The 23,722-nt window shown below is 67.3% G+C and carries 17 protein-coding genes and 1 pseudogene; 8 read left to right on the forward strand and 10 right to left on the reverse strand.

All coding sequences use genetic code 11. From position 1 onward, the window contains the following. Positions 1 to 10: 10 nt before the first annotated feature. From RVF83_RS03680 to RVF83_RS03690, 3 genes are read right to left on the reverse strand one after another with little or no spacing between them, the layout of a single operon-like run. Entirely contained in the window at positions 11 to 490 is a 480-nt protein-coding gene (locus tag RVF83_RS03680) for an LLM class flavin-dependent oxidoreductase (protein ID WP_005195479.1), read from the reverse strand. Positions 491 to 511: 21 nt separating this feature from the next. Beyond that, the gene (locus tag RVF83_RS03685; RefSeq protein WP_005195481.1) at positions 512 to 658 is read right to left on the reverse strand and encodes a hypothetical protein; all 147 of its coding nucleotides are present in this window, start codon (positions 656 to 658) and stop codon (positions 512 to 514) included. Positions 659 to 691: 33 nt separating this feature from the next. Continuing rightward, positions 692 to 1,735 (reverse strand): alpha/beta fold hydrolase, encoded by a 1,044-nt coding sequence (locus RVF83_RS03690; protein WP_005195483.1) that lies wholly within the window; start codon positions 1,733 to 1,735, stop codon positions 692 to 694. 210 nt (positions 1,736 to 1,945) lie between these two features. Here RVF83_RS03690 and RVF83_RS03695 point away from each other — a divergent pair, with 210 nt between their 5' ends. Together RVF83_RS03695 and RVF83_RS03700 are read left to right on the forward strand one after the other, a co-directional pair. Further along, complete coding sequence (locus tag RVF83_RS03695; protein WP_005195485.1) at positions 1,946 to 3,025, forward strand: Rieske 2Fe-2S domain-containing protein; 1,080 nt, start codon at positions 1,946 to 1,948, stop codon at positions 3,023 to 3,025. A gap of 37 nt (positions 3,026 to 3,062) precedes the next feature. Next, the gene (locus RVF83_RS03700; RefSeq protein WP_005195492.1) at positions 3,063 to 4,148 is read left to right on the forward strand and encodes a dihydrodipicolinate reductase; all 1,086 of its coding nucleotides are present in this window, start codon (positions 3,063 to 3,065) and stop codon (positions 4,146 to 4,148) included. 81 nt (positions 4,149 to 4,229) lie between these two features. Here RVF83_RS03700 and RVF83_RS03705 read toward each other — a convergent pair whose 3' ends face one another. From RVF83_RS03705 to RVF83_RS03715, 3 genes are all read right to left on the reverse strand, one after another. Further along, a complete protein-coding gene (locus RVF83_RS03705; protein WP_039880033.1) occupies positions 4,230 to 5,162 on the reverse strand; it encodes an oxidoreductase in 933 nt (310 codons plus the stop codon). A 154-nt stretch (positions 5,163 to 5,316) separates the two neighbouring features. Then, positions 5,317 to 6,675: a styrene monooxygenase/indole monooxygenase family protein gene (locus tag RVF83_RS03710; RefSeq protein WP_005195495.1), complete on the reverse strand. Its 1,359-nt coding sequence runs from the start codon at positions 6,673 to 6,675 to the stop codon at positions 5,317 to 5,319. Between the two features lie 122 nt (positions 6,676 to 6,797). Further along, positions 6,798 to 7,349, reverse strand: a complete 552-nt coding sequence (locus RVF83_RS03715; protein WP_005195497.1) for a dihydrofolate reductase family protein — start codon at positions 7,347 to 7,349, stop codon at positions 6,798 to 6,800. A 156-nt stretch (positions 7,350 to 7,505) separates the two neighbouring features. Between RVF83_RS03715 and RVF83_RS03720 the strand changes: the two genes are divergently transcribed. Next, positions 7,506 to 9,710 (forward strand): acyltransferase family protein, encoded by a 2,205-nt coding sequence (locus tag RVF83_RS03720; protein WP_005195499.1) that lies wholly within the window; start codon positions 7,506 to 7,508, stop codon positions 9,708 to 9,710. Positions 9,711 to 9,731: 21 nt separating this feature from the next. On the opposite strand, the gene RVF83_RS03725 is transcribed toward RVF83_RS03720, so the two are convergent. The 4 genes from RVF83_RS03725 to RVF83_RS03740 form a co-directional block, all read right to left on the reverse strand. Further along, positions 9,732 to 10,820, reverse strand: a complete 1,089-nt coding sequence (locus RVF83_RS03725) for an ABC transporter ATP-binding protein (protein WP_005195500.1) — start codon at positions 10,818 to 10,820, stop codon at positions 9,732 to 9,734. Then, entirely contained in the window at positions 10,817 to 12,310 is a 1,494-nt protein-coding gene (locus tag RVF83_RS03730; protein WP_051989252.1) for an ABC transporter permease, read from the reverse strand. Before RVF83_RS03730 ends, RVF83_RS03725 begins: the two co-directional genes overlap by 4 nt. A gap of 61 nt (positions 12,311 to 12,371) precedes the next feature. Then, positions 12,372 to 13,397: an extracellular solute-binding protein gene (locus RVF83_RS03735; RefSeq protein WP_005195502.1), complete on the reverse strand. Its 1,026-nt coding sequence runs from the start codon at positions 13,395 to 13,397 to the stop codon at positions 12,372 to 12,374. Positions 13,398 to 13,528: 131 nt separating this feature from the next. After that, positions 13,529 to 14,098: a SanA/YdcF family protein gene (locus RVF83_RS03740; protein ID WP_005195503.1), complete on the reverse strand. Its 570-nt coding sequence runs from the start codon at positions 14,096 to 14,098 to the stop codon at positions 13,529 to 13,531. A 182-nt stretch (positions 14,099 to 14,280) separates the two neighbouring features. Here RVF83_RS03740 and RVF83_RS03745 point away from each other — a divergent pair, with 182 nt between their 5' ends. The 5 genes and pseudogenes from RVF83_RS03745 to RVF83_RS03765 all read left to right on the forward strand — a co-directional run bounded on the left by RVF83_RS03745 (position 14,281) and on the right by RVF83_RS03765 (position 23,721). After that, positions 14,281 to 15,654 (forward strand): WS/DGAT/MGAT family O-acyltransferase, encoded by a 1,374-nt coding sequence (locus tag RVF83_RS03745; RefSeq protein ID WP_005195504.1) that lies wholly within the window; start codon positions 14,281 to 14,283, stop codon positions 15,652 to 15,654. 240 nt (positions 15,655 to 15,894) lie between these two features. Next, a complete protein-coding gene (locus tag RVF83_RS03750) occupies positions 15,895 to 19,470 on the forward strand; it encodes a (Fe-S)-binding protein (protein ID WP_005195505.1) in 3,576 nt (1,191 codons plus the stop codon). A 119-nt stretch (positions 19,471 to 19,589) separates the two neighbouring features. Next, the gene (locus RVF83_RS03755) at positions 19,590 to 20,843 is read left to right on the forward strand and encodes a pyridoxal phosphate-dependent aminotransferase (RefSeq protein WP_039880029.1); all 1,254 of its coding nucleotides are present in this window, start codon (positions 19,590 to 19,592) and stop codon (positions 20,841 to 20,843) included. A gap of 187 nt (positions 20,844 to 21,030) precedes the next feature. Continuing rightward, positions 21,031 to 22,813 (forward strand): annotated as a pseudogene (locus RVF83_RS03760) (SDR family oxidoreductase). Continuing rightward, positions 22,810 to 23,721 carry a metal-dependent hydrolase gene (locus RVF83_RS03765; RefSeq protein ID WP_005195509.1) on the forward strand — a complete coding sequence of 304 codons (912 nt, stop codon included), beginning with the start codon at positions 22,810 to 22,812 and terminating at the stop codon, positions 23,719 to 23,721. The pseudogene RVF83_RS03760 and the gene RVF83_RS03765 overlap by 4 nt, the downstream one beginning before the upstream one ends. Position 23,722: the final 1 nt, after the last annotated feature.

A 23,722-nucleotide genomic window follows, 5' to 3' on the forward strand; every position in this document is an offset into this window, starting at 1 on the left:
CCGCTGGGGTTCACGCCTGGCGTTCTGCGGCCACGAGTTCACGGACCGCCGGCGCAGCCCGATCCGGCGGGACGAACTGCAGGCTGGGTACCCACGCGTCGGCCACGCCTCCGGTCAGCCGCAGCATCCGCGGACCCAGTGCTCCGAGCCAGATCGGGATGTCATGCGCCGGAGCGGGTCCGGCGTGGAGACCGTGGACGGGATAGAACTCACCGTCGAGATCGACAGTGCCGCCAGCCCAGAACGCCCTCATCACGGCGACGGCCTCGGTGAGGGCGTCGACCGCCCCTCCCGGCGAGCGACGTGGCCCGCCCGCAGCGACCACGCCGTCCCAGAACGCTCCCGCCCCCAGACCGAGTTCGACGCGGCCACCGGTCAGGATGTCGAGGGTCGACGCCGCCTTGGCCAGCATCACCGGTGGGCGCAGCGGCAGGTTGGCGACGCCGGGCGACAGCCGGATCGACGTCGTGCGGGCGCCGATGACGGACAACAGGGTGCAGGTATCGAGGAATCAGCGCTGGTAGGGATGGTCCTGCACGCTGACGAGGCCGAGTCCGGACGCCTCTGCGACGTCCACGAGCCGCAGGAGGTGGCCGACCCGGTCGGCCCGCGGACTCGGGAAGAACCCGAAACGCAACGGTTGTCCGTAGTCGGTCATTGCTGACTCCTCACCGCCCGGGCCGGGCGCCGCTCAGCTGGCGGCACCTTCCAGTTCGGTCGGCATCGAGACCGAGTACATGACGCGATGGATCTCGGCGGTGAAGTCCTCGGCGGCCTCGATGTTGGAGGCATGACCGGTGTCGAGCACAACGAGCTGGTCGAGGTAGCCGCGGATCGAGAGAGTGTGGGCGATGCGCTGGGTCATCGCATGCGGGAGCAACAGGTCATGACGTCCACCGATGACCGTGGTCGGCACGGTGATGGCCTCGGCTCCCACCGGACCCAGGGCCAGCTCGACGAGCGCGACCGCGGCCTTCGCCCGCGCGACCGGATTGCACGAACGGCTCATCGAGAGAACGAACTCGGCGTGGTCCGCCGTCGCCGATCGGCCGTTGAGGATTCGAGTCCGGACAAGACTCCGTGCGAATCGGCCACCGGGGAACGGGAACGGAACCGACAGGGCGGCCTGACCGAGCCAGATCGGCGCCTTGAACATGCTGTTGAGGAACGGCAGGACCCGGGTCTCCGCGGCGATCCCACCCCAGGTGGTGTTCGCGAGCACGAGTGCGGCCGCACGCTCGTCGACCTGGTCGGGATGACGGTGCGCCCACGCCTGCACGGTGATACCGCCCATGCTGTGGCCGACGAACACGGCCTTCGAGTCACGCGGCACCGCCTGATCGACCACCGTATGAAGGTCATCGGCCAGGACGTCGGCGTCGAAACGGCGCTTGCCCCAGGTGCTCTCACCGTGGCCCCGCTGGTCGTAGGCGATGACGTGGTAACGCTCGGCGAGGGCGTTGATCTGCGGGTTCCAGTACTCAATACAGCAAGACCATCCGTGGACCAGCACCAGGACCGGCGCATCCGGCGATCCGTAGTGGTGAACGCGGAGCCGGGCGCCGTCGCCGGCGAGTGCCCAGGTGGCACGCTCGGGCTCGCGTGAGTTGAACAGCGCGTCCGCGTACTGCCGGGTGCGGAGTCGGCGTCGGGCCTCTGCCGGTCGTACCAGCCCCGTCAGCATGGACTGCGCGTCAGCCAGTCGTGCAGTGCGCAGGGCACTACTTGCGTTCATCTCGGCCTCCCGGCGTCATTGCTGTAAGCCATGTCACAGCGCCGGCCCCATGATACAAACCGGCATCTGATGTTCCAACACTTTCGTCGGAATTGTTGCAACCACGAGTAACCGACGCGGACGAACCTCAAACCTCCAGCAAGACGCCTGTTTCACATCTTTTCACAGAACCCTCTTGTATTCCGGCTCGGCGCGTCCTACCGTGACCGCATGGCGCAGACGCCGCTGTCGATGACACCCACCGGATGGTTCCAGGTCGCATGGTCGACCGAGATCGCCGTCGGGACCGTGCACACGATGAAGTACTTCGGTCGCGAGATGGTCGCCTGGCGATCCCGGTCGGGCCGCATCTCCGTATTCGATGCCTACTGTGAGCATCTCGGCGCCCACCTCGGCCACGGCGGCCACGTGGAGGGCGAGAACCTGGTCTGCCCCTTCCACGGCTGGGAGTGGAACCAGGAGGGACGCAACGTCTGCATCCCCTACGAGAACCATCCCAACAAGGGCCGGCGCATCCGCAGCTATCCCGTCGTCGAACGCAACGAGGCCGTCTGGATCTGGCACGACGTCGATGGGCGCGCACCGCATTTCGACGTCCCGGACATCTTCGCCGACTTCGATGACGACGCCACCGCGGACGACTACTATCCGCCGGTTCCCGGCGCGACGTTGTTCCGGCCGGGCCTCGAGATCCACCCGCAGTACATCATGGAGAACGGCGTCGACTTCGCCCATTTCAAGTTCGTGCACAAGACACCGTTCATGCCGGACTTCACCCGGCACGACTTCTCCGGCCCGGTGTCCTACGTCGACTTCACCATCGCCTTCGACGAAGGGGCGACGCTCGAAAGTGCAACCAGCGGAGTCGAATCGATCAACGCCGGACTGGGCTGCTCGGTCACCAAGAGCTGGGGCATGGTCGACAACCGCACCATGCCCGCGGTCACCCCGGTCGACGAACACACCTCGGACGTGCGGTTCACGGTGTGGATCGGGCGCAAGCCCGGCGAGGAAACCGGCGAGATCACCCGATACGGAAAGACCATGGCCGACTTGGTCATCGAACAGTTCGCCGCCGACATCGACATCTGGTCACATCAGCGCTACTCCGACCCACCTGCCCTGTCCCGCAAGGAGTACGCGGGATTCACCGCACTGCGGCAATGGGCCCGGCAGTTCTACCCCGACGGCGGCGCCTCGGCCGACGAGTACGTCCGTATCCGCCGGTCCGAGCTCGAATCACTCCGCGCGGCAGCACACGTCGACACCGGCGCGGCAGCGCAGTCCTGACCCCACTCTTCTGGCCCACCCCTGAAAGGACCTCACGATGACGGCACCCGACAAGATCCGGGTCTTCCAGGTCGCCACCGGCAACCTGGGCACCGAGATGATCGACCGCATCCGCAATCATCCGGACCTGGAACTGATCGGACTGCACTGCTATTCGCCGGACAAGGTGGGCCGGGATGCCGGCGAGATCGTCGGCATCGGCCCGATCGGCGTGATCGCGACCGGCACCGTCGAGGAGATCATCGCCGCGCGGCCCGACGTGCTCACCTTCCACGGCGTCTTCCCCGACGAGGACCTCTACGTCCAGGTCCTCGAAGCCGGGATCGACATCGTGACCACCGCCGACTGGATCACGGGTTTCCACCGGGACACCAACCATCCGCACCACTCCGGACGCAAGGTCAGCGAGGTCATCGCCGAGGCTTGCGCCAAGGGCGGCGCCACCTTCTACGGCACGGGCATGAATCCCGGCCTGGCACAGATCCTCGGCATCGTGCACACCGCCGACGTCGCCGAGATCGAGAACGTCACGGTGACCGAGTCGGTGGACGTCTCCTGTCATCACTCGGTCGACACCTGGAAGGCCGTCGGTTACGGCCTACCGGTCGACGACCCGTCGATCCCGGACTCGCTCTACAAGTACACCGCCGTCTTCGCCGACTCTGTGTACCTCATGGCCGGCGCCTTCGATCTCGAACTCGACGAGGTGACGTTCTCGTACGAGCTCGGCGCCTGCACCAAGGACGTCGACCTCGGCTGGTATCAGCTGCCCGCAGGATCGTTGGGCGGCAGCTACATCAAGTACCAGGGCATGGTCGACGGTGTGCCGCGCGTCGAATCGCATCTGGAATGGCAGATGACGCCGCACACCGACCCGTCGTGGAACATCCAGGCCTGCTACATCACCCAGGTGACCGGCGACCCGAACATCTACTCCAAGCACATGATCTTCCCGCGCAAGGGATTCGACCTGTCCAACCCGGAGAACTTCGCGTCGATCGGCATGACCGTCACCGGCCTGCCCGCACTCAACTCCATCCGGTCGGTGGTCGCGGCCCCGCCCGGAATCGTGACCAGTGCCGACCTCCCGCTACGGAGCTTCGCCGGCCGCTTCAAGATCTGAGCCGGTGCGGTGTCGGTATCGACCTCGGCGAACCCGCTCCTCGAGAATTCCCTCCCTCGAGAACCCTTTCGGGAATCCCCTTCAGCCGAGGTCGATACTGATGCCGGTTAGTTCGGCGCCGACGTCCCACAGCCGTGCGGCGACCGCGCGGTCCTTGGCCTTCGGCGACGGCTCGACGAGCATCGGCGGACCGGTCAGGCCGAAAGCACCTGCAGGTCCGTAGTATTGGCCGCCCGACGCCTTCGGATCGGTGGCCGCACGCAGGATGGGCAGCGCGCCCTCGGGCGGATCCATGATGAATCGATCGGTCAGCCACCTCAGCGACGGCGCGTGATAGCCCCACTGCAGGAATCTGTTCTGTTCACGCATCACACCCGTCCTGGTGCCACCGGGGTGAGCGGCGAGCGAGATCGCCATGGCATCAGCCGCTCTCAGCCGACGATCGAGCTCCAGGGAGAACAGCATCTGGGCCAGCTTGGCTCGTGAATAGGCCCCGGCACTCGTGAACGTCCGGTCCATTGGCAGGTCGGAGAAATCGATGTTGCCCGCCCGGTGGGCGTGGCTGCCGACGGTGACGATCCGCGCGGCGTCGGCGGCGAGCAACCGGTCCATCAGTAACCCGGTGAGCGCGTAATGGCCGAGGAAGTTGGTGCCGAAGTCCATCTCGAAACCGTCGGGCGTCAGCTCGCGCTGAGCGCGCATGACACCGGCGTTGTTCACCAGGACGTCGATCCGCGGATGACGCCGCCGGATCTCCTCGGCGGCAGCGCGGACGGAATCGAGACTGGCGAGATCGAGGTCGAGGATCTCCACTTCCGCACCGGGTACCTCGGCGACGATGTCGTCGCGTGCGGCGGCAGCGGTCTCGGCGTTGCGGCACGCCAGGACCACTCTGGCGCCGAGAGTGGCGAGTCCACGAGCGGTTTCACGTCCGATTCCCCCGTTGGCCCCGGTGACCACGGCAACCCGCCCGGTCTGTGGAGGCGCGTCGGCCAATGTCCAACCCGTCTTCACGTGCTCCCCCTCTGACTCCGGCACCACGGACGCTGTTGTTCGTATCACATCTCATGTGACAGTTCCTGTTCGGGTGTCACACGCGACCGCACCCCGATCGCGTTCCGGAGGAACACAGTCGAGGCGCGGCGACCGGGGTGCGTGCGTCGAACGGTCAGACGGTCACGGGCGCCGGGGCGGCGCCGCTGAACTGTCCGGCCGGCGCGAACCTGGCGAGGACCTGGTCGAATGGTTCTCCCGCCACTGCAGTGATGAAGTTCTCGACATCCTCACGGGTCCGCAGACCGAGGAGCGGATTCGGGTCGGACAGCAGACCGAGCAGGGCCTGCGCGACGTTCGGATCGACGGCGGCAGCCGGAAACGACAACTCCAGATGGGTCGCGAAATCGGGATCGCCGAGGAACAGGCGGGTGACCTCGGTGGCCGCGTGACCGCGGCGCTCCCAATGCTTCTCGAACTCCTCGGCCAGCCAGTCCGAGGTGAACTCGCCGTCGTGGGCGCGGGCGGCCTTGACCAGCTCGGCGATCTGGATGAGCGTGTTCTGGGCACCCTGTCCGGCGACCGGGTCGACGGCGATCGCGGTGTCGCCGATCGCGGCCACCGGATGACCGCCCCTGGTGGTGGCGACAGCCTGGCGCACGGTCGGGGTGACCGCACCCTTCAGCCACGACACCGGGTCGGATTCGATGACCTCGAGCCGGTCGATGACCGGCGCGTCCTCCGGGAAGAACTCCGCGAAGATGCCGGCGATGGTTCGACGCGCGGTCACCGCGTCGTGGACGTCGTCGATGCGCGGCGCCCAGGCACCCGACGGCTTGGCGAAGACGATGAACGACCAGGTCGCACCCTCGTCCTTGTGCAGGAACGGGCCGACGAACAGCTCGCCGTTCTCGCTGTCGAGGTTGTACAGCGAGTGGCCGCCGCCCGCCTGAGAGCGGTAGGAGAACACCTCCGGTCCGTGGTCGACGCCCTTGAGCGTGACCTGCAGCAGTCGACGCTGCGGCTCGCGGTACTTCGTCCGCGACTCGTCGACCGGGAACAGGGTCGACAGTCCGCCCTTGCCGGTCGCGACGAGGGTGAGGTCATTCCCGCCGGCGATCTCGTCGAGGTTGTCGAGATCGACGGTGGTGACCTCGAACCGTCCGCCGCGGTCCAGGAAACGGCCCAACCGGTCGTCGGCGCGCAGCCGGAGGTCGACAGCCGCGGCGACGTAGCCGTAGTCGGGGTCGTATTCGAGAACGGGGGCGCGATCCTCGCCGGCGCCGCCGTACAGGCGGACGCTCATGCCGGTGGTCTTGCCGACCTCGTACAGGTCCTCGATGATCTCGGCATCCCACTCCTGGGACTTGCCGAAGAGCACGCCGACGCCCGTCGGCGGCACCTTGTTGCGCAGCGAGTCACGGTCGCGGTCGCTGAAGATCGTGACGTCGAAACCGGCGTCGAGGAAGCCGAGACCGGCGGTGGTGCCGGCGAGTCCGGCGCCGATGATCGCGACGGATCGTCGTGTGGTCATGGGTGTCTCCTGAGATCGGATGCGTGTGGTGCATGTGATGACTGGGAGACAGGGTGCCGGGGGGATCGTCGTGGCTGAAGGTTTAGACGCAGCCCGAACAAATGGCTGGTCGCCGTGCGCGGTTACCCTCCGGATACCCGGTAGCGCTCGTATGTGACGACCCCGAACAGCCGGGTTTCCACCAGATCGAGGTCGACCCGATCGGTGACCGGCGGCAGCATCGGCGCCCCGCCGCCGACCACGACCGGATACCGGAAGATCCGCAACTCGTCGACCAGGCCGAGTTCGAAGGCCTGCGACGCCAGGTCCGCTCCACCGATCTCGATGTCCCGGTCCGTTGCGGCGCGGACTTCCGCGATCTCGTCGGCCACAGAGACCCGGGCGAGTCTGGCGTTGCCCTCCACTGCGTGGAGGGTGCGACTGAAGACGACCTTCGGCAGGGCCGCCCAGATGTCGGCGAAGACGGCGCCGGCTTCGGTGTCGCGCATGGCCGGGTCGGTCTCCCAGACCCGCATCGTCTCGTACAGCCGGCGCCCGAGGATGGTGCCGCCGAGGCTCCCGACGCGATCGGTGTGGAACGCGAAGAGTTCGTCGCTGTGTCCCGGCCATTGGAAGTCGCCGTCCCGATCGTGGATGAAACCGTCCACCGAGGCACCCATCGTGTAGATCAGCATGCAACTCCTCACAGTCCGTTCCGAGGGGATTGTCCGAGGTTACGGCCGTCTTCCGAGGTAGACCCGGTAATGGGAACCTTCGAACATCCTGTGGGTCCGCCGACACCCGCCGCGGGGGCGGCGTCGCACCACCGCGGACAAGTACCATCGCCGTCTGTGCGCACGCCCGTTCCCGAAGTGACCCCGGTCGTCGCGACGCCCAACGAGGACGCCGCGACCGGTAACACCTCGGGTTATCGGCTCGACCTCGACGGCCTGCGCGGCATCGCGATCGCGTTGGTCGCCGTATTCCACGTCTGGTTCGGGCGGGTGTCCGGCGGCGTCGACGTCTTCCTGACGCTGTCCGGCTACTTCTTCGTGGCGTCACTGCTCAAGCACGTGCTCGCGACCCAGCCGGCGTCGGCCTCGTGGGGCCAGGCGATCAACCCGTGGCCGCGGCTCTGGCGCCTGGTCCGCCGCCTCCTGCCGGCGCTGCTGCTGGTGCTGGCGTTCGTAGCGGCGATGATCGCGCTGGTCATGCCGACCACGCGGTGGGGCCCGCTCGGCGCCGAACTGCAGGCCAGCGCACTGTACTACCAGAACTGGCATCTCGCGTTCGAGTCGCAGGACTACGCGGCCGCGGATTCCGCGAACAGCCCGATGCAGCACCTGTGGTCGATGTCGATGCAGGGTCAGTTCTTCCTGATCACGCTACTGTCCGCGCTCGCACTCGGTGGTGTGCTGCGCGCGTTGGCACTCAAGTTCGAGTTGTTCCGCCGACCTCAGGTCGTGCGCGGCATCGTCGGGTTCGCGCTGCTGGGCGTCGCGCTGGTGTCCTTCGCGTGGGCCAACTACCGCCACGGCATCAACCAGCCGTTCACCTACTACGACACCGTCGCGCGTCTGTGGGAGCCACTCGCCGGCGGTCTGCTCGCGGTGTGGATGCCGAAGCTGGCAATGTCCGCCCGGATGCGGAACCTGCTCAGCGTCGTCGCACTCGGCCTGATCATCACGTGCGGCTGGTGGATCGCCGGTGTCCAGGAGTACCCCGCGGCGTGGGCGCTCGTGCCCGTCGGCGCGACGCTCATCCTGATCTGGGCGGGCTCGGCCGCCACCGCCCGCCCCGCTGCCGGGCAGGCCCAGGTGAGTCGTGGTCTCTCGCATCCGCAGCTGGTGTGGCTCGGTTCCATCGCCTACGCGCTGTACCTGTGGCACTGGCCGCTGCTGATCTTCTACATGGCGTGGCGCTACCAGGACGAGGTGTCCTGGCTCGAGGGCACCGGCATCCTCGGCGTGTCCGTACTGATCGCATGGCTCACCACCAAGTACGTCGAGGCCCCGCTGCGGTCCGGGTCGCTACGACGCAAGAAGACCGCGGCGTCGGAGACACCGGCCACGCCGCCGAAACCGAGCAAGCCGGGATTCCAGAACTCCCCCGGCTACCGAGCCACCCTTCTCGCAGTCCTGCTGATCGTCAGCGTGGCCGCCGGTAGCGCCGCGGTGACCTGGCAGCGTGACGCCGCCAACGCGACCCTCGACACCGAGAACCTCGACCCTCGCCTGTACCCCGGCGCACGAGCCTTCCTCGACGGTGCGCCCGTCCCGAAGGTGACCGCCCAGCCGAGCCCCGACGTCGTCGACATGGATTGGCCGATCACCTCCTACGACTCGATCATCAGCGGCTGGAAGGACCCGTCGATCAAGGTCGGGTACTACGGCGACGTGAAGGCCACCCGCACCATCGCCCTGGTCGGCGGCTCTCACGCCGAGCAGTGGATCACCGCGCTGAACGACATCGGCAAACGGCACAACTTCCGTGTCACGACCTACCTCAAGGTGGGCTGTGCGCTGACCACCGAGCACGTCTTCACCTGGTTCGGGCAGAAGTACTACCAGTGCAACGACTGGTCGAATCGCGTGATGGAACGCCTGGCCGTGGACAAGCCCGACTACGTGTTCACCACCTCGACCCGCCCGCCCGAGGGAGGCGAGAAGGGTGACAACGTCCCCCAGGACTACAAGCAGATCTTCGCCCAGTTCCGCGACCGCGGGCAGAAGGTGATCGGCATCCGCGACAACCCGTGGTCGACCGGCAAGCTCAAGCCGCCGGAGTGCCTGGCCAGCGGCCGCAAGCCCGAGGTGTGCGGTGTCTCGCGTGCACAGGCCATGGCGCCCACCGACCCTGCCGCCGCGCTCGCCGACGAGTTCCCGAACATGACCTTCCTGGACTACACCGACGCCATGTGCGACGACACGTACTGCCCGGCAGTGGTCGGGAACATCCTGATGTGGCACGACTACCACCACCTGTCTGCCACGTTCGTGCGCAGCCTCATCCCGGCGATCGAGGCGGACCTGCAGAAGGCCACCGGCTGGTGGTGAGACCCGGGACGAGGGTCGGTGTCAGCAGGCCGGGCAGAAGTGCGCCGGACGGCGCTGCCGGAACGCGATCTGATCCCCCGGTGAACCGGCCCACTCCGGTTCCGCGCGCACGAACAGTTCGACGCCGTCGTCGTGTCGGGCCGGATCGGCAGCCGTCAGCGACACCCTGACCTCGATGTGCTCCCCGCACGGTCTGACCGAGAGAACTGTCGCACGACCGAGCTCCGACCCGTCCGGAGACGTCGCGACGTCGAGGTCGCCGGGACGGAGCATGACCGTCCCCGGACCCCGAGCCGGCCTCCGCAATCGCAACAGTCCGGCCGAACACCGGACGACATCCCCGTCCGCGTCGCCGGGAAGCTCCGAGACCTCGCCGAACATCCGCGCGACCTCGGCGTCCGCCGGCGCCAGGTACACCTCTTCGGGCGACCCGACCTGACGCACCTGTCCGGCCATCAACACGACGATCTCGTCGGCCATCGCCATGGCCTCCTCACGGTCGTGCGTCACGAGTAGACCACTCGAGCCCTCGGCCAGGATCGTGTCACGCACATGGTCGCGCAGGCGGGTCCGCAACTGGGCGTCGAGTGCGGAGAACGGCTCGTCGAGGCCGATCACCGCGGGCCGGGGGGCCAACGCCCGGGCCAGCGCCACCCGTTGCCGCTGACCGCCGGACAATGCGCTGGGGTGGCGACCGCGAAACTCGCTGAGCCCCACGACTTCCAGCAACTCGGTGGTGCGCGCCGCCCGTCCGGGGATCCGACGCCACCACGGGCCCAGACCGAACCCCACGTTCCCGGCGACACTCAGATTGCCGAACAGGGCGCCCTCCTGCGGGACCAGACCGAAACTCCGGCGCTCGGTGGGGATGTCGACGTCACGACTCCCGCCACCGCGTACCGACGCGACCTCGATGCCGCCGATCTCGATTCGTCCGGACCGAAGCGGTTCCAGGCCCGCGATCGTGCGCAGCAGCGTCGTCTTCCCGCACCCGGAGGGCCCGATGACCGCGGTGATCGACCCGGCAGGCACCCGCAGGGAGACCCCGTCGAGGATGGTCGCATCACCGAGGACGACCGAGATGTTGTCGACCCGCACAGCGTCATTCATCGGTCAACGCCCTTTCCGAACAGCGTGGACAGAGCCGCGGTCGGTATCGACGCGACGATGATCAGGACAAGGCCGAGGACAGCCGCCCGCCCGTGGTTCAGGTCGTTGCTGAGACTCCACATGTCGGTGGCCAGCGTCCGGGTGCCGATCGGTGCCAGCATGAGGGTGGCCGGAAGTTCCTTGGCCACCGACAGGAACGCCAGCGCGGACCCGGCCAGCACGGCCGGCATCAGCAGCGGCAACTGCACGCGGACGGCAGTGGCCAGTGGTCCGGCGCCCAGGGTTCGCGACACATCGGCCACGTGCAGCGGGATGGCGTCGACACCGGACCGGACGGGACCGAGGCACACCGGCAGGAACAAGACCACGTACGTTGCGATCAACATTCCCGCGGTGAGGTAGTAGGACGGCAGGACCCTCGTCCCCAGGAACACCATCGACAGCGCGACCGTCACACCCGGCAGTGTGTAACCGAGGTAGGACACGAGCTCCACGGAGTCCCCGGTGCGAGTACGCGGACGGGATATGAAGAACGCCAGCGGAAGTGCCAGGATCGCGATCACGACGGCCGCCTGTGCCGACAGTTCCAGCGTGGTGCGGGTGTACGGGGCGACCCACGCGAGCAGCTCACCGAAGTCGTCGAAGCCGAGTCTGCGGGATTCACGGATCTCGGTCAGCAGGCCGACGATCGGGACGCAGACGCCGACCGAAACGGTCAGCGTCACGAGGGTCCAGGCGACGGGCCGGTCACGGGCGTCGCGACTCCGGGGCGGGGTGGCACCGGAATCGACATCACGACGTACGCGTCGTTCGGCCAGCGCGAGGACGACGGCGATCGAGGCGAGCACGAGCCCGTACAACGCGGCGACCGATCGGTCCAGAGTCCCGTTGTAGGCGTTGTAGATACCGACCGTGAACGGCTCGAACCTCACGATCGCGGGGCCGCCGAAGTCGCTGATCGAGTACAGCGCGACAAGCAGTCCGCCGGCGAGGACCGCAGTACGAATTCTCGGCAGGGTCACCCGCAGGAACGCGGTCGGCGCGCTGCATCCCAGAGTGCGGGCGGCGTCTTCCTCTCTCCCCCCGGTCCCCGCGAGAGCTGCCATCGCCGGCAGCATGACCAGCGGGTAACAGGCCAGGGTCAGCACGAGCACCGCGGCCCACAGACCTTCGAATCCGGGGAACAACCGGGTCCATACGAAGCCGGAGACATACGACGGAATCGCGAGTGGTGCGGTGAGCAGGGCGACCACGACCGCGCGTCCACGACGGACGCCGCGGGTCACGCACCACGCCGCGCCCACACCGATCACGATCGAGGCGGACGTCACCAGGACGGCGAGTTGCGCTGTCCGCCAGAGCAATTGGCCTGTTCTCGGCCGGAAGAGGTAGGCGAGGGCGTCGTCCGCCCCGATCTCCATCACCCGGACGACCAGGTACACGACCGGAGTGACGAGCAACAGGGCGATGATGACGCTGACGGATCCCAACAGCAGTCGTCCCGACCGGATGGTCCGGCCGGGACGACGAAACACCGCGCGTTTCAGACGATCAGACAGCGCCGACCTCGTTGAGCAGTTTGTCGGTACCGGCCACATCGGCGAGTTGGTCGAGCGTGATCTTCGGCGGCGACAGCTGGTTCAGCGTCGGCAGCCCGTCGACCGGGAGCGGTTCGTTGCCGATCACCGGATACTCCCCGACCTCAGTGGCGAAGTAGGTCTGGGTTTCGGGTGTGAGGAACTGCCGGACGAAATCGAAGGCCGCTTCCTTGTCCCCGGCGGTCTTCAGGACACCGATGGCACCCACGTTGACCAGCGCACCCGGATCTCCGTCCGAGAAGAAGTGCAACCGGCCGGGGACGTTCTCGATGCCCTTCTCCTGTACTTCCTGGACCCAGTAGTAGTGGTTGGTCAGACCTGCGGCGAGCTGCCCGTTGTTGACCGACTCCACGATCTGCCCGTTTCCTTCGAACGCCTGGGGATCGTTCGCCAGGAACGCGGTGAGCCATTCACGGGCCCCGTCCTCGCCCCGGGTCAACCTCAGCGCGGTCACGAAGGACTTGAAAGACGCATTGGTGGGCGCGTATCCGACCTTGCCACGGAACTCGGGTGCGAGCAGGCCGTCGATACCGGTGGGCAGTTCGTTCTGGGGCAGCTGTCGCGGGTCGTAGATCAGGACTCGCGAGCGCGCCGATGTCGACACCCAGGCACCGGTTTCCGAGCGGTAGGCCTCGGGGACACTCTCGGCGATATCCGCTGGTAGCGGTTCGAGCAGCGAGGCGTCGGCCAGTGCGCCCAACTCACCAGCGTCCTGGGCGAAGAAGAGGTCCGCGGGTGAGCGTTCGCCCTCCTCGAGGATCTGCGCAGCCTTCTTATCGTAGGCCGCCGTCACCGGAATGGTTCCGTTGATGCGCTCGACGAGGGGTCCGACCAGCGATTCCGAGCGGCCCGAGTACAGAACGAGGGTCTCGTCGTCTCCCGCCGAGTCTCCCCCCGAGCAGGCCGCGAGGACGCTCGTGGCGATGAGCGCGGCCCCGGCCGCCGCAATCGCTCGTCGGATCAGGCCGGTGGTCCTCATGCGCTCTCACTTTCCTCCGGCCGCTCCCCGTCGAAGCGACCGCCCTCTGGACTTGGCAAGCCTAACCGAACTAGGACCCCGCGTAGAACAGGACTCGACGGTTCCGCACGCGGCGCACACACCCAGCGACCTCAGCCGACGCGGCTCAGCACCGCCTTCGGACCCGCGAACACCGTCTCGCGAATGTGGTTGCGCACCAATGTCCATGACGGACAGTCGCATTCGGCTTCGACGCCGCGGGCGTCGACCCCCTCGCCACGGCACAGCGCGATGGCGCGCCGGAGATGGAAGCCCTGGGTCACGACGACCAGTCGGTCGACGCCGAACACCTCCCGCGCCCGGCGACAGCTGGCCGCGGTGTCGAGTCCCAGCGGGTCGTCGACCATGACCTGCGCCGGGACCCCCGCGGCTTCGAGATGGCTCCGCATCACCGCCGGTTCGTCACCCGCTGCGGGAGAACCGTTGCCGGAATTGATGATTCGTACGACTCGCCCATCCCGGTACAGCTCGGCCGCGACGTCCAACCGGCCGCGGACGTAGTCGCCGGGAACGCCGTCCTCCACCAGTGAACCGAGCACCAGTAGCGTCGACCCGTCCGGCACCTGCTCGGCGTCGAGGATCCGGTCACCGGCCACGACGTACATCCAGGTAGCCGCAACGGTGACCCACAGTTCGACGACCACCAGCACCGCCAGCGCCACCGGCGCGACGAGACGTGCTGCTGACCTCACCTGTACAACCTAGATGTACGAACACATCTCACCCAAGATCACCATTCGACGCCGCTCCGGTGACGCCGGACCGATACTGAACCCATCTGCTGCGCTCAGCCCCGACGCGTATCCGACACCCGCGCATCCGACAACCGTGGAAGAGAGTGTGCATGCAGTACATGCCGGTGACCTCGTCGATGTTCCTCCTCGCCGAGACACGTGAGCAGCCGATGCACGTCGGCGGGCTTCAACTGTTCGTGCCGCGCGAGGGGCAATCGTCGGCCGACCTCGCGGAGGAAGTCCTCGAGACCTTCTCGTCCGGCAGCGAGTTCCACCCGCTGTTCCGCAAGCGGCCCGCGTCGCCGGTCACGATCCTCGGCAACGTCGCCTGGACCTATGACGACGAGATCGACTTCGACTACCACGTCCGACGAGCAGTCCTCCCCCGCCCGGGCCGCATCCGCGAACTGCTGCGCTACGTCTCGCTGAACCACGGGACCCTGCTCGACCGGTACCGGCCCATGTGGGAGATCCACATCATCGAGGGCCTCGAGGACGGCCGGGTCGCGATCTACAGCAAGATCCACCACTCGATCGTCGACGGGGTGTCAGCACTTCGTCTCCTGCAGCGGATACTGTCCCCAGACCCCGACGACCGGAACGGGACGGCGCCGTGGGACCCGGCCCTCATCGGGAAGAAACGACCCCGACCGGCCCCGACGTTGCGGTCGCGCGTATCCGGGATCGTCGACACCGGCCTCCAGGTGGCCGGGATCGGTCCCGCCGCCGCCAAGGTCGCCGTCGCCGGGCTGCGCGAACCGGACTTTGTGCCGCCGATTCCCCGCGCTCCGCGGACCATCCTCGACGTCGCGATCGGCAGCGCACGCCGCTTCGCCGCCCAGCAGTGGGAGATCGCACGGCTGCGCGCGGTCGCCGACGCCCTGGACATCACACTCAACGACGTCGTCGTGGGGATGTGTTCGGGCGCACTTCGGTCATACCTCGTCGATCAGGACGCTCTGCCCGACTCCCCGCTGGTCGCCGCGGTGCCGGTGTCGATGCACACCGAGGAGGAGAAAGACGGAAACGCCGTCACCGCGATCATGGTCGACCTGGCCACCGACCAGCCCGACCCCGAACGCCGGCTGAACTCGGTCGTCGCGTCGGCCCGGCAGGCCAAGAACGTCGTCCGCGGCCTGAAACCCTTGCAGGCACTCGCGCTCGGCGCGGCCAATTTCGCGCCGCTCGCCTTCGCGACCATCCCCGGCTTCGTCCAGTACGTGCCGCCACAGTTCAACATCATCATCAGCAACGTGCCGGGACCGTCGGTGCACCTGTACTGGAATGGTGCTCGACTCGACGGCCTCTATCCGGTCTCCATCGCGATGGAGGGCCTGGCGTTGAACATCACCGTGACCAGCACGGCCGAACACATCAACTTCGGGCTGATCGGCGCTCGCGCGCAGGTCCCGAGCCTGCAACGACTGCTGACACACCTGGACACCGCCCTCGAGGAGCTCGAGAAAGTGGCCCACGTCCGCTGACCCCGGAGCAGCCCGCGAGGCGAATTGGGATCCTCCCCACCCTGACTCGACAGTAAGTTACTGGCGAGTATCATTCGGTGTGAGTTTAGACCAGCAAGAATTAGGCCAACCTTGGCAGCGCGCCACCGGCGCGAAGAATTACGGTTACCTGTAGTACACCGCTCCGTGGGGGCAGCCCTGCGCACTTTGTGCGCTTCCTCCGGTGGCGGGACGACCTAGACGAAAGGCCGGTACGCGCCCGTGACAGCCACGACGATTGCCATCGGCACCACAGCAGCGGTGATCAGCCTCTTCTGTTGGTACCTGTTCCTCGGCGGAGTGGTGCGGATGTTCCGCACCATCAAACTCGGCCAGAAGGTCGACGGTTCCCGATTCTGGCCGGTGATTCCGCGCCTGGGGACGATGATCAAGGAATTCATCGCCCACACCCGAATGGTCAAGTTCCGGACGGTGGGCTGGGCCCACTGGCTGGTCATGATCGGCTTCATGGGCGGCGCCCTGCTGTGGTTCGAGGCCTACGGCCAGTCGATCGACCCGACTTTCCACTGGCCCGTCTTCGGTGACACCTTCGCGTGGCACCTCTGGGACGAGCTGCTGGGCATCGGCACCGTGGTCGGCATCATCACCCTGATCGTGATCCGCCAGCTCAACCATCCGCGCGTCCCCGAGCGCATCTCCCGGTTCTCCGGCTCCCGCTTCGGTGCGGCCTACTTCGTCGAGGCCGTCGTCCTGCTCGAGGGTCTGGGCATGATCCTGGTGAAGGCGTCGAAGATCGCGACCTACGGTCACGCCAACGCCTACTCGGACTTCTTCACCATGAACGTGGCGAAGATCCTGCCCGCGTCGCCGACCCTGGTGTCGATTTTCGCGGTCATCAAGCTGATGAGCGGCATGGTGTGGCTGGCCGTCGTCGGCCTGAACACCGACTGGGGCGTTGCGTGGCACCGCTTCTCGGCCTTCTTCAACATCTACTTCAAGCGCGAGCAGGACGGCGGGGTCGCCCTCGGTGCCGCGAAGCCGATGATGAGCCAGGGCAAGGTCCTCGACATGGAGACCGCCGACCCGGACGTCGACGCCTTCGGTGCGGGCAAAATCGAGGACTTCTCCTGGAAGGGTTGGCTCGACTTCACCACCTGTACCGAATGCGGCCGCTGCCAGTCGCAGTGTCCGGCGTGGAACACGGGTAAGCCGCTGTCGCCGAAGCTGCTCATCATGTCGCTGCGCGACCACGGCAACGCCAAGGCCCCGTACCTGCTGGCCGGCGGCCGCAAGGACATGGGCGGAGACGAGGTCGGCCTGGTCGACGCCGACGGCAACGTCGACGAGGCCAAGCTCAACGCGATCCCCGAGGCCGCTCGAGCGGAGGCCTCCCGCAAGCTGGTCGGCGAGTCGAAGGGCAAGATCGGCGGCGGCGAGGGCATCGAGTCGGCGGAGGGTGCGTTCGATCCCGAGGCGCTGGGTGCGGTCATCGACACCGAGACCCTGTGGAGCTGCACGACCTGTGGTGCCTGCGTCGAGCAGTGCCCGGTCGACATCGAGCACGTCGACCACATCCTCGACATGCGCCGCTACCAGGTCCTGATCGAGTCGGACTTCCCGACCGAGCTGGCCGGCATGTTCAAGAACCTCGAGAACAAGGGCAACCCGTGGGGCCAGAACGCCTCCGCGCGTACCGCCTGGATCGACGAGATGGACATCGAGATCCCGGTCTTCGGCAAGGACGTCGAGTCGTTCGAGGGCTTCGAGTACCTGTTCTGGGTCGGCTGCGCCGGCGCCTACGAGGACCGCGCCAAGAAGACCACCAAAGCCGTCGCCGAGCTGCTCGACATGGCCGCCGTCAACTTCATGGTCCTCGGCGAGGGCGAGACCTGTACCGGTGACTCGGCACGACGCGCAGGCAACGAGTTCCTCTTCCAGATGCTCGCGCAGCAGAACATCGAGATGCTGGGCGAGGTCTTCTCGACCGCACCCGAGCAGCGCAAGAAGGTCGTCGTCACCTGTGCGCACTGCTTCAACGCACTGGGCAACGAGTACCCGCAGCTGGGCGCCAAGTACGAGGTCGTCCACCACACGCAGCTGCTGAACCGTCTGGTTCGCGAGAAGCGCCTCGTGCCGGTCGCCCCGCTCGGCGAGGGCGTCACCTACCACGACCCGTGCTACCTGGGCCGTCACAACAAGGTCTACGACGCCCCGCGTGAGCTGATGGGTGCGGCCGGATCGACTCTCACCGAGATGCCGCGTCACGGCGAACGGTCCATGTGCTGTGGTGCCGGTGGTGCCCGAATGTGGATGGAAGAGCAGATCGGCAAGCGCATCAACCTCGACCGGGTCGACGAGGCGCTCGACACCCTGGGCGCCGGGAGCGCAGCGAGCGGGCCCAATGGACACGGCGACACCACCGGCGAGGTCAAGAAGGTGGCGACGGGCTGCCCGTTCTGCCGCGTGATGCTCACCGACGGTGTCACCGCCCGGACCAGCGGTACCGAGTCCGAGGGCAAGGTCGAGGTCGTCGACGTCGCGCAGCTGCTGCTCGACTCGGTCAAGCGCGGCAAGACCGAGGTCAAGCTCGGTGGCCGCTACCTCGGCCCGCGTCCGAGTGCTCCCGAGCCGGAGGCCGAACCCGAGCCCGAGAAGGTCCCGGCCGCAGCTGCCGCGACCGCAACCACCGAGGCTGCTCCGAAGCCGAAGGTCGGCCTGGGCATGAAGGGTGGCAAGAAGCCCGGCGCCGCAGCCAAGACCGAGGCACCGGCTGCCGCACCCGCCGAGGCACCCGCCGAGAAGAAGCCCGCTTCCAAGGGCTTCGGCATGAAGGGCGGCAAGAAGCCGGGCGCTGCGGCTGCAGCACCGGCCACCGCGTCGGCACCCGCCGAGGCTCCTGCCGAGGCGCCCGCCGAGAAGAAGCCCGCCTCGAAGGGCTTCGGCATGAAGGGCGGCAAGAAGCCAGGCGCCGCGGCGAGCAAGCCTGCCGCGTCGGCAGCTCCTGCTCCCGCGGAGGCCGAGTCGTCGGAGGCCGTGAAGGCCGAGGCACCGGCAGCAGAGAAGACCGCGGAGGCGAAGCCTGCCACGGCCAAGGGCTTCGGCATGGCCGCGGGCAAGCGTCCCGGCCAGAAGGCGTCCACCCCGAACGCGGCAGCAGCCGACGCCGGTGTGACCGCTCCCGCCGAGAACAAGGTCGACGAGGCCGAGTCGGCACCCGATGCCGCCCCGACCGTCGACACCGAGTCCGCCACAGCCACAGCCACAGCGGCGACGGAAGAAAAGCCGGGCAAGGCCAAGGGCTTCGGCATGGCTGCGGGCAAGAAGCGTCCGGGCGGGATCGGCAAGGCCGCTCCCAAGCCGGCCGCGGAGGCTCCGGCAGCGGCTCCCACCGCAGAAGCACCCGCAACCGAGGCACCCGTCACCGAGGCCCCAGCCGCCGAGGCCGAGCCTGCAACCGAGGCACCTCAGGGTGGTTCGGCTGCGGCGCTGACCGAAGAGAAGCCGGCCAAGGCCAAGGGCTTCGGCATGGCCGCGGGAAAGAAGCGCCCCGGTGGCGCGAGCAAGGCCGCGCCGAAGGCTGCGGCACCTGCTGCAGCGCCGGCAACCGAGGCCGCCCCCTCTCCTGAAGCAGCCCCCGAGCCCGGGGCACCCGAGGTCGAGGAGGCCCAGGCAGCTGAAGCACCGGCAGCTGAGGCACCGGCCGAGACGAACGGGACCGAGGTCCCGACCCCGTCGGGCAACGGCTCGGGCGACACCCGGACCATCGCCGAGACCGGGGCGTCGAAGTCCAAGGGCTTCGGCATCGCGGCCGGCAAGAAGCGGCCCGGCCACAAGTAGTTCCGCAATACCGAAACGGGCTCCGACCACCGCGGTCGGAGCCCGTTTTTCGTGGGCCAGACCACGGTCGCTCAGCACTGGCGGAAACCCGTTTGCGTCCGGCTGCGACAATTGAACCCGTGAGTAGGCCCCATGTGTCGCATCTGAACCAGAACCTCAAGCCGCTCGAGCAGTCGCTCAAGCTGCAGAACGTGTGTTACGAGATCCGCGGACCCGTACACGCGCACGCGCAGCGGCTCGAGGCGGAGGGCCATCGCATCCTCAAGCTGAACATCGGCAACCCGGCCCTGTTCGGGTTCGAGGCACCCGACGTGATCATGCGCGACATGATCCACGCGCTCCCGTACTCGCAGGGATACTCCGAGTCCGCCGGTGTGCTGTCCGCTCGGCGTTCGGTGGTGACGCGATACGAGCTGATCCCCGACTTCCCGTACTTCGACGTCGACGACGTCATCCTGGGCAACGGCGTCTCCGAGCTCATCACGATGACGATGCAGGCGCTGCTGAACGACGGCGACGAAGTACTGATCCCGGCACCGGACTACCCGCTCTGGACGGCGATGACCTCGCTCTCCGGCGGCACCCCCGTCCACTACCGGTGCGACGAGGCGAACGGCTGGAATCCCGACATCGCCGACATCGCGTCGAAGATCACCGATCGCACCAAGGCGATCGTCATCATCAACCCCAACAACCCGACGGGTGCGGTCTACTCACGCGAGGTCCTGCAGCAGCTCGTCGAACTGGCTCGTCAGCACTCGCTGCTGATCCTGGCCGACGAGATCTACGACAAGATCATCTACGACGAGGCCGAGCACGTGAACGTCGCGTCGCTGGCCCCCGATTTGCTGTGCCTGACCTTCAACGGCCTGTCGAAGGCGTACCGGGTGTGCGGGTACCGCGCCGGCTGGGTCGTGATGACCGGACCGAAGGACCACGCCAAGGGATTCATCGAGGGCATGGGCATCCTCGCCTCCACCCGTCTGTGCGCGAATGTGCCTGGGCAACATGCCATTCAGGTGGCGCTCGGCGGCTATCAGTCCATCGACGCACTCGTCTCCCCCGGCGGGCGACTCTACGAGCAGCGCAACGTCACCTGGGAGAAGCTCAACGAGATCCCCGGCGTCAGCTGCGTGAAGCCCAAGGGCGCCCTCTACGCCTTCCCGCGTCTCGATCCCGAGGTGCACGAGATCCACAACGACGAGCTCTTCGTCCAGGACCTCCTGCTGCAGGAGAAGATCCTCGTCGTGCAGGGCAGCGGATTCAACCTCGACGACACCAACCACTTCCGCATCGTCACGCTGCCGTGGTCGCGGGACCTCAAGGAGGCCGTCGAACGGATCGGCAACTTCCTGTCCTCGTACCGCCAGTAGGCGGCCGTTCCGACGCGAACAAGCGAACAGGCCCGGGTCTCGACAGAGATCCGGGCCTGTTCGCGTGCCGGCCCATGCACCAGGAACCCCCAGTGAGACGGGTTCGCGCAGGGGTCTAGACATTTGTGTAACCGTTGGTAACGTGTAACTCCAATCGGGGTCTACGGTCTACAGCGAGGTGACACGGATGTCCGAACAGGCAGTGCAGGTGCGGCCCGAGTGGCGGCGGGGGAAGGTGTCCGGCGACGGCGTCACGCTGGCAACCTTCGAACTGGGCGAACCGGGGAATCCGACGGTCCTGTTGGTCCATGGCTGGCCCGACACCCACCACCTCTGGACGCATATCGCGCCCAGACTGGCCGAGAAGTACCACGTGGTGGCGTACGACTGCCGCGGCTTCGGCGAGAGCGAACGTCCGCGCGAGGTCAAGGCGTACCGGCTGGCCGAGCTCGCCGACGATCTCTTCGCCGTCGCCGAAGCGGTGAGCCCCGATGCTCCCGTCCACGTCGTCGGCCACGACTGGGGTTCGGTCCAGGCATGGGAGGCGGTGAGCCGGCCGCGTGCGCACACCCGCATCGCGTCCTTCGTCTCGGTCTCCGGTCCGAACCTCGATCACCTCGGCCAGTTGCTCCGTGAAGGGCTGACCCGTCCGACGCCCCACCGCGTGCGAACCATTGCGACGCAATCGCTCTCGTCGGCCTACACGGGACTGTTCCAGCTTCCGGTGCTCCCGAACGCCCTGCTGACCGCGCTCGGGAATCCACGGGCATGGAAACAGTTCCTGCACACCGTCGAGGGCACGCCACCGCAGAACGTTGTCGTCGCCGGAACCCTGCGCCGCGACATGATCACCGGGCTCGCGTTGTACCGAGCCAACATCCGCCAGAAGCTGATCCGTCCGGAGCCGCGCCCGACGACGGTGCCGGTCCTGCAGGTGGTCAACGAACGCGACATCGCGCTGCGCCCGGCGATCTACGAGAACACCCCGGCCTACGCGGCGAAGCTGTGGCGCCGCGACACCCCCACCGGCCACTGGCTGCCGTACACCCACCCGCACTATCTGACCGAGACGGTCCTGGACTTCCTAGCCGCACAGACCGGCAGCGACACACCGCCGACCGTCGAACGGTCGAGGGTGTTCGCCGAACCGAAACCCCTCGCCGGAAAACTGGTCGTGATCACCGGTGCGGGTAGCGGTATCGGGCGAGAGACCGCTTTGCTCCTCGCCGAGCGTGGCTCCGAACTCGTCCTCGCCGACCGGAACCTCGACACCGCCGCCGACACCGAGCAGGCGTGCAAGGTCGCCGGAGCGCTGGCACACGCCTACCTGCTCGATGTCTCCGACACCGACGCATTCGTGACCTTCGCCGCGACGGTCCGGGAGCAGCACGGAGTGCCCGACGTCGTGATCAACAACGCCGGGATCGGCTTGGCAGGTGGAGCTCTCGCCGCAACCGACGAGCAGGTCGACCGGCTTCTCGACGTCAACCTGCGCGCCGTCATCACCGGGAGCCGAGAGTTCGGCCGGCAGATGGTGGAACGCGGGGTGGGCGGGCACATCGTCAATGTCTCGTCGGCCGCGGCGTTCACGCCGTCGCGCAGCCTCGGCTTGTACTCGGCGTCCAAGGCCGGTGTCCTGCTGTTCTCCGAGTCGCTGCGGGCCGAGCTCGCCGAACACCGCATCGGCGTGAGCGCCATCTGCCCGGGTATCGTCGACACCAACATCGTGTCGTCGACGCCGATCGCCGGCCTCGACCCGGATTCCGAACAGACGCAACGGGATCGACTGGACCGCTTCTACCAGCGCCGCGGCTTTCACCCCGGATCGCGTGGCGACCGAGATCGTCTCGGCCGTCGAGCACAACAAGGCTGTCGTCCCGGTGACACCCGAGGCGAAGGTCGGTTATCGCATCTACCGTTTCGCGCCGTGGTTGTCGCGCATCGGCGCCCGACAGAAGGTCACCGGATGAGCACCGTCGATCGTCAGCGTACAGAGCTGTCCCAGACCGATCAGGCCGATCCCGGACCCGTCGAGCTACACGCCCGTAACGTGGCGTTCGACTGGGACGACGTGCCCCTGCACTGGATTCCCGGTCACCCCGTGGCGTCGAACTTCATCAGTGTCCTGAATCTCCTTCTGCCGGAAGGCGAGCGCTGGTTCGTGCAGACCTACAACGAGGCGCTGCCGCTCGTCGCCGACGAGGAGCTCGCCTCCCGCATGCGGGGTTTCATCGGCCAGGAGGCCATGCACGCCGAGGCCCACGACCACGTGCTGTGGGAGTTCCTCGATCACCACGGCATCGATCCCCGCCCGTACCAGCTGCAGATGGAGTGGATTTTCCGTCGGGTTCTCGGTCCGGCGACGAGCGGTTCCACCGAAGCCCGACGCAAGCATCTCGTCGAACGGTTGTGGTTGATCGCGGCACTCGAGCACTACACCGCGGTGCTCGGCGATTTCGCGTTGAACAACAACTGGGTCGAGGCCGGTGCACACCCGACGATGGCCGACCTGTTCATGTGGCACGGCGCCGAGGAAGTGGAACACCGCGCGGTCGCGCACGATGTCGCGGCGTACTTCGGGGACAGCTACCTGCGCCGTGGGCGCGCGATGCTCGCCGTCCTCCCGATCCTGCTGTTCCTGGTGCAGCGTGGCTACCGGTTCATCATGAAGCAGGACACCTCGGTGTCCTACAACTACATCCAGAAGAAGTGGCAGTTCCATCGTGGGGTCCGGGCCAACGTCCTGCCGCCGCTGCGGAGCATCGTCTTCTCCACGTTCAGCTACTTCCGTCCCGGGTTCCGTCCGGAACAGATCGGCAGCACCGCCCAGGCCGTCGCCTACCTCGCTTCGTCGCCGGCCGCGCGCAGCGCCGCGTGAG

Origin of the sequence: Gordonia rubripertincta (genome assembly GCF_038024875.1) — a bacterium.
In the GTDB taxonomy this organism is placed as follows: Bacteria; Actinomycetota; Actinomycetes; order Mycobacteriales; family Mycobacteriaceae; genus Gordonia; species Gordonia rubripertincta.

Coding starts and splice junctions, on each gene's coding strand:
- RVF83_RS03685 (WP_005195481.1), bottom strand. CDS start 658: ATGACCGACTACGGACAACCGTTGCGTTTCGGGTTCTTCCCGAGTCCG.
- RVF83_RS03690 (WP_005195483.1), bottom strand. CDS start 1,735: ATGAACGCAAGTAGTGCCCTGCGCACTGCACGACTGGCTGACGCGCAG.
- RVF83_RS03695 (WP_005195485.1), top strand. CDS start 1,946: ATGGCGCAGACGCCGCTGTCGATGACACCCACCGGATGGTTCCAGGTC.
- RVF83_RS03700 (WP_005195492.1), top strand. CDS start 3,063: ATGACGGCACCCGACAAGATCCGGGTCTTCCAGGTCGCCACCGGCAAC.
- RVF83_RS03710 (WP_005195495.1), bottom strand. CDS start 6,675: ATGACCACACGACGATCCGTCGCGATCATCGGCGCCGGACTCGCCGGC.
- RVF83_RS03715 (WP_005195497.1), bottom strand. CDS start 7,349: ATGCTGATCTACACGATGGGTGCCTCGGTGGACGGTTTCATCCACGAT.
- RVF83_RS03725 (WP_005195500.1), bottom strand. CDS start 10,820: ATGAATGACGCTGTGCGGGTCGACAACATCTCGGTCGTCCTCGGTGAT.
- RVF83_RS03735 (WP_005195502.1), bottom strand. CDS start 13,397: ATGAGGACCACCGGCCTGATCCGACGAGCGATTGCGGCGGCCGGGGCC.
- RVF83_RS03745 (WP_005195504.1), top strand. CDS start 14,281: ATGCAGTACATGCCGGTGACCTCGTCGATGTTCCTCCTCGCCGAGACA.
- RVF83_RS03765 (WP_005195509.1), top strand. CDS start 22,810: ATGAGCACCGTCGATCGTCAGCGTACAGAGCTGTCCCAGACCGATCAG.